Annotated in this window: 5 protein-coding genes; 2 read left to right on the top strand and 3 right to left on the bottom strand. The window is 73.2% G+C overall.

Features of this window, described 5'->3' with window-relative positions; genetic code table 11:
• Positions 1–40: 40 nt before the first annotated feature.
• A complete protein-coding gene (locus ACWDR0_RS28985) occupies positions 41–238 on the top strand; it encodes a DUF1918 domain-containing protein (RefSeq protein ID WP_456354750.1) in 198 nt (65 codons plus the stop codon).
• Positions 239–493: 255 nt separating this feature from the next.
• Here the strand turns inward: ACWDR0_RS28985 and ACWDR0_RS28990 are convergent, their stop codons facing one another.
• Positions 494–1744, bottom strand: coding sequence for a glycoside hydrolase family 10 protein (locus ACWDR0_RS28990; protein WP_456354751.1), 1251 nt, complete (start codon positions 1742–1744; stop codon positions 494–496).
• Positions 1745–1900: 156 nt separating this feature from the next.
• Here ACWDR0_RS28990 and ACWDR0_RS28995 point away from each other — a divergent pair, with 156 nt between their 5' ends.
• Positions 1901–2761 (top strand): 3-hydroxybutyryl-CoA dehydrogenase, encoded by an 861-nt coding sequence (locus tag ACWDR0_RS28995; protein ID WP_456354752.1) that lies wholly within the window; start codon positions 1901–1903, stop codon positions 2759–2761.
• 232 nt (positions 2762–2993) lie between these two features.
• Here the strand turns inward: ACWDR0_RS28995 and ACWDR0_RS29000 are convergent, their stop codons facing one another.
• Entirely contained in the window at positions 2994–3524 is a 531-nt protein-coding gene (locus ACWDR0_RS29000) for an NUDIX hydrolase (protein ID WP_187144582.1), read from the bottom strand.
• Positions 3525–3745: 221 nt separating this feature from the next.
• A complete protein-coding gene (locus ACWDR0_RS29005) occupies positions 3746–5086 on the bottom strand; it encodes a transcriptional regulator (RefSeq protein ID WP_456354753.1) in 1341 nt (446 codons plus the stop codon).
• Positions 5087–6000: the final 914 nt, after the last annotated feature.

Here is a 6000-nt window from a genome sequence, read left to right on the forward strand (position 1 = left end):
CACACGGACCACCACCCCGGCTTCGAGGAGGGCACTCCCGATGCGTGCGAATGTGGGCGACAAACTGCTGGTGCACGGCAGGACCGTGGGCCACCACGACCGGGTCGCGGAGGTCGTCGAGGTGCTCGGCGAGCACGGCGGCCCGCCCTTCCGGGTGCGGTTCGAGGACGACGGGCACGAGACCCTGATGTCCCCGGGACCCGACACGGTCGTCCGGCCCCACGAACCCGCCGCCTGACCCGCCGTCCCGGCCCCGTACCCCGGGCCGGGGCGGCGGCCGGACCGGGACTCGGAGGCGCCCGGCCCGGCTTTCAGGCGCCCGGTGGGCGGTCACCGCGCCCACCACGGCTGCCACGACCGCCGCGACGGCCGCACCCACCCGACCGGGGTCGGCGGACGGGCCGCGGTCACCGGCACCCGCCGCGGCCGGGTCCGCGGATCACGGCCGGCGCGCCGCGCCCCCGGGTCGCGGCGGGCGGACCGGACCGCCGGACTACGGCACCGGGACCCGCGCCGGGTAGTGGTCCGCGACCACCCGTGCCATCGCCCCGATCCGGTCGGCCCTGACCTCCTTCGCCGAGAAGAAGCAGTGGCCCTTCACCTCGCCGTACTTCTCCGCCAGGGTCAGATGCCGGGACAGTTCCGCCGGGTCCTGCCAGGGGGTGCCCTGCGCCGGATCGCCCGCCTTGTAGAGGGCCTCGCCGATGTAGAGATCGACGCCGGTGTCCTTCACCAGCGTGTTCCACCAGGGCACCAGCTTCGCGTAGTCGGCCGCGGCGAAGCCGATGTTCCAGTAGATCTGCGGGACGATGTAGTCGATCCACCCCTCCTTGACCCAGGTCCGGGTGTCGGCGTGCAGATCGTCGTACGTCTCGATGCCGCCGCGGGTGTCGGAGCCGCGCGGATCGGTGGAGGCGTTGCGCCAGACCGCGAACGGGCTGATCCCGAAGGCGACACCGGCCCTGGTCGCCTTGATCCGCTCGGACATCTCCCGCACCAGAAGGTCGATGTTGTCGCGCCGCCAGGCGGCCTTGTTCGCGAAGCCCGCGCCGTAGCGCGCGAAGGTGGCGTCGTCGCCGAAGGACTGGCCCGCCACCGGGTAGGGGTAGAAGTAGTCGTCGAAGTGGACGCCGTCGACGTCGTACCGGCGTACGGCGTCGAGCATGGCGTCCTGGACGAAGGTACGGACCTCGGGCACGCCCGGGTTGTAGTAGAGCTTGCCGCCGTACGGCAGCACCCAGCCCGGGTTGCGCCGGGCCGGGTGTCCTTCGGCGAGCCGGGTGGGGTCGGTGTGGGTGGCGACCCGGTACGGGTTGAACCAGGCGTGCAGTTGCAGCCCGCGGCGGTGGGCCTCGGTGACGGCGGTGCCCAGCGGGTCCCAGCCGGGGTCCCGGCCCTGGACTCCGGTCAGATACTGCGACCAGGGTTCGTGAGGGGACGGCCAGAAGGCGTCCGCGGCCGGCCGGACCTGGAAGACCACGGCGTTGAGGCGGCGGGCGACGGCCGTGTCGAGCCAGCCGATCAGCTCCGTGCGCTGCTGCTCCGCGGTCAGTCCGGACTTGCTGGGCCAGTCCCGGTTGGTGATGGTGGCCAGCCACATACCGCGGAACTCCGCGGTGTCGGCGCGGGCCCCGGCGGCGGGTGCCACCGGCGCGCGCGGCACCGCGGCCACATCGCCGGCCGTCGCCAGACCGGTCACCGCCCCGGCCGCCGCCATAAACCCTCTTCTGGTGATAGGCGCCATTTGCCCTGAAACCTTTCTGATCCGTATCCGGCCCGTCCCGCTCTGGTCATCGTGCCCGAAGTGAATCCGGAGTAACGTCGTACAGTCGAGGCGGGCGCCGGAACCATACGGGGAATCCCGCACGGAAGCAGCGAAAGGCACGAGGTGACGGACTCAATGGCCGACATTGCACGCGTCGGAGTGGTGGGCTGTGGCCAGATGGGCGCGGGCATCGCCGAGGTTGCCGCCCGCAGCGGTCTGGAGGTGAAGGTCGCCGAGACGACGGGTGAGGCGCTGGAGCTGGGGCGTACCCGGCTGGTCAACTCCCTGACGAAGGCCGCCGAGCGGGGCAAGATCTCGGCGGACGAGCGGGACGCGGCGCTGGCCCGGCTGAGCTTCACCACCGATCTCGGGGAGTTCGCCGACCGCGATCTGGTGATCGAGGCGGTCGTGGAGAACGAGCAGGTGAAGACGGAGATCTTCCAGGTGCTCGACCAGGTGGTGACCCGGCCGGACGCGATCCTGGCCTCCAACACCTCCTCCATTCCGCTGGTGAAGCTGGCGGTGGCGACGTCCCGGCCGGACCAGGTCATCGGTATCCACTTCTTCAATCCGGCGCCGGTGCAGAAGCTGGTGGAGCTGATCCCGGCACTGACCACCTCCGAGGAGACCGTGAAGCGGTCGGAGGCCCTGGTGGAGCAGGTGCTGGGGAAGCATCCGATCCGGGCCCAGGACCGGTCCGGCTTCGTGGTCAACGCGCTGCTGATTCCGTATCTGCTCTCCGCGATCCGGATGTTCGAATCGGGCATCGCCAGCCGCGAGGACATCGACAACGGCATGGAGCTGGGCTGCGCCCACCCGATGGGGCCGCTGAAACTGGCGGATCTGATCGGCCTCGACACCGTCGCCTCGGTGGCCGATTCGATGTATGCGGAGTTCAAGGAGCCGCTGTACGCCGCACCGCCGCTGCTCCAGCGGATGGTGGACGCGGGCCGGCTGGGCCGCAAGACGGGCTCGGGGTTCTATCCGTACGGCTGACCGCCACCGGCCGGCGGGGCGCGGCGGATGCGGTACGCGTACGGCTGAGGCCGGGCGCCCTGCCGCCCGCCCCCGGCCGGACGGACCGGCACGCCCTGCGGTGGTGTCTCACGGGCCTGGTGCCCGCGCTCCGGTACTCACGGGCCCGCGAGCCTGCTGTTCGGGTCGACGGGCGTCAAGGCCCGTCTGCGCCCGCGACGCCGCCGGTCCCGGCACCGGCGGCCACCGGGGCTCAGCCCAGCCGCATGTGATGCAGCATCAGCAGTCCGGCCGCCATATTGGCGGCCGGGATCTGGCCCCGGGCGATCAGCTCGGGGATCAGTTTCAGCGGAACCCACTCACGGCGCGAGGACTCGAAGTCGTCCTCGGGGTGGCCGATGTAGGTCGCGCCCTCCGCCCAGTACAGATGGTGCCGGGCGTCGATCAGACCGTTGGCGGGTTCGACGGTGAGCAGATGGCGCAGGGGGCCCGGCCGCCAGCCGGTCTCCTCCTCCATCTCCCGGGCGGCCGCGGACTCGATCTCCTCGCCGTCCTCGACCACTCCCGCCGCCAGCTCCCAGCCCCAGCTGTCGGTGATGAACCGGTGTCGCCAGAGCATGAGGACCTCATTGTCCTCGTTGACGGCCGTCGCCACGGCGACGGCGCGGAGCCGGATGAGGAAGTGGTCCAGATGGCGGCCGTCGGGTAGCCGCACATCCGCCAGATTCACCCTGAACCAGCGGTTTTCATACACAGTTTGCTCATTGAGGTTCGTCCACTGCACAGTTCTGCCACCTTTCGGACCGTAGGTGGCAACATCGCAGCAGTCGATCTTGCTGAGCGGAATCGCCCGTCGTTGCGGTCCGGCCGGGGAACGCCCTCCGCGGCGGCGGTCCGCGGCCCCGGACACCCCCCTGGAGGCCCGCCGGACTCAGCGGTACGGCATCGGATACGTCATCGGGTCCAACCCCCGGGTCCGGCTGCCGGGTCCGGCCCCGGCGGGGCTCACAGCGGGATCCTGAGCGCCTCGTCGATGAGGTCCGCCGACTCCTGGGCGCGGGCACTGCCGCTGGCCAGCAGATGCTCCCGGACCGCCCGCAGCCGGTCCCGCAGCCGCCGGGACTCCATCCCCCGTACGCGCTCCGCCATCTCCACGGCCGTCGCCGCGGCCCGGTCCGGCTCGTCCTGGCAGAGTTCGATCTCGCAGAGCATGGCGAGGCGGTGCACCCGGCCCCGGTCGTGGGCGGGCGTCCCCGCGGCGGCCGACGCGTGCTCCCGGGCCCCGGCGAGATCACCCAGACTGAGCAGGGCCTCCGCCGCCTGCACATTGACCAGACCGGGCTGGACGTAGCCGGTCTCGTCGGGCTCGTCCCCGAGGTGGATCCGGTCGGCCTCGGATTCGGCCCGTCCGATACAGCGCAGCGCCGACGCATGGTCGCCGAGATGGGCGTACGCCTTCGCCTGCATCGCGTACAGGTCGGCCGAGAGCGCCGGGGTGAGCTGGCCGCCGGCCGTCCGCAGGGCGGCCTCCGCGAAGGCGACGGCCTGCCGGTGCTCGGAGAGGAACAGCGACTGGTTGACCAGCAGGGCGATCACATAGGCGCCCAGCCCCTGGTCGCCGCTGGCCTTGGCGAGCCGCAGCGCCTGGTGGAAGTAGCGCTGGGCGAGTCCGTGGGCGTCGGAGTCGTAGGCGCAGATCCCGGCGACGGCGACGAGTCCGCCGGCCGCCCGGTGCAACTGCCGTCCGAGCGCGTCGCTGTACGAGCCGCGCAGCAGCGGCGCGGTCTCGGAGTTCAGGAAACCGACGATCCGGGTACGGGTCGCCACTCCGCCCGCCCTGCGGTACATCAGCTCGTAGTGCGCCCGGGCGGCCCGCAGCATGGTGACATCGGCCATGGAGACCCGGGTCACGCCCGACCGGGAGACGTCCGCGTCCTCCGGGGGGTTCTCCCACTCCCAGACCGGCATCACCGCGGGGGTGCCGGTGACCGCGGGCGCGTCGATGACATGCCTCCGCTGCTGTTCGTCGGAGCGCCACAGGGCGGTGGCCCGGTCGACGAAGCCCGACAGCGGGGTGCCGGGCGGGGAGGGCTGGGCACCGTCCACGCCGAGCCCGATATCGCCCAGAGTCAGGGAGCGGCGCAGCTTGCCGCCGAGCACCTCGCAGATCAGATCGGGGACCTGGCCGCGCGGCCGCTGCCCCTTGAGCCAGCGGGCGACGGCGGTGTGCTCGTAACGCAGGGCCAGCCCTCTGGCCCTGCCCGCCTGGTTGACCCGGGCGGCGAGGCCCGCGTGGGAGAAGCCCGCCTCGTCGAGGAGGGCGTCGAGCAGGGTGTTCGGCTGCATGCGGGCGCTCCGTGGGCTCGGTCCGCTCAGCGTAGTGGACGCGCGGTTCACACGGGGTGTGAACGGAATGCCGGTAACGGGGGCCCGTGTGCGCTGCCGCCGCGGGCCCGGAGCCGATTGACTGAGGTGCCTCTCAAGGAGGCGGCCGGACCGCCGGCTCCCCCTCGTACAGTGCGGCGGTCCCCGATCGCGTCGTCTGCCCTGCTGATCTGCCCGACACTCCGCGGCAGGGCGGACGGCGCAGGCCGCGCGGGCAGCCCTGCCGGGGGTCTCCCCCGGCAGCGTGCGGCCGACTGGGCCCGTCCCGCGGACGGGCCCAGGGCCGTGCCCGCGGTATCGCTTCCGCGAGGAGGCCGGAGAGGCCGGGGCCGGTTCGTACGGTGCCGCCGCCCCGGGCCCTGGGCTCCCGCCGCATGTCCCGCCCGCCGCCGGGACGCGCCGTGCGGCAACCGCCCGCTCCCGCCGCAGCCGGGCCTGACCCGCCCGGAACACCCGCGTCTGCCGCAGCAGTCCCCACCGGGCCTCCGGGCAGTCGGCCCTGACCCGCCCGGAACACCCGCGTCTGCCGCAGCAGCCCCCACCGGGCCTCCGTACCGGCCGTGCGGGACGGCGGTCCCCTGCGGGGCAGTCGCCCGGTGCCGCGGCTCCGGCCACGGCCGGGGCGTGCCCCGGCGGTCGCCGCGCGGCCCCGGCTCGACGCGGCGGCCTCGCCGGGCCCGTACGGAACCGGCCGCTCCCGCCGTAGCGCGAAGACGTCCGGAACCACCGTGCGCCGTGCCTGCGGGGCCAGTTCACCGTCCGGCGGCCCCCACTGCCGTACGGAACCCGGCGGAGCCGCTCCGGTCCCCGGACGCGCCGCGGCCCCCGGAACCGTACGGTTCCGGGGGCCGCGGTGCGCGCTCCGGCGTCAGGCG

The organism is Streptomyces sp. NPDC003691 (genome assembly GCF_053981115.1).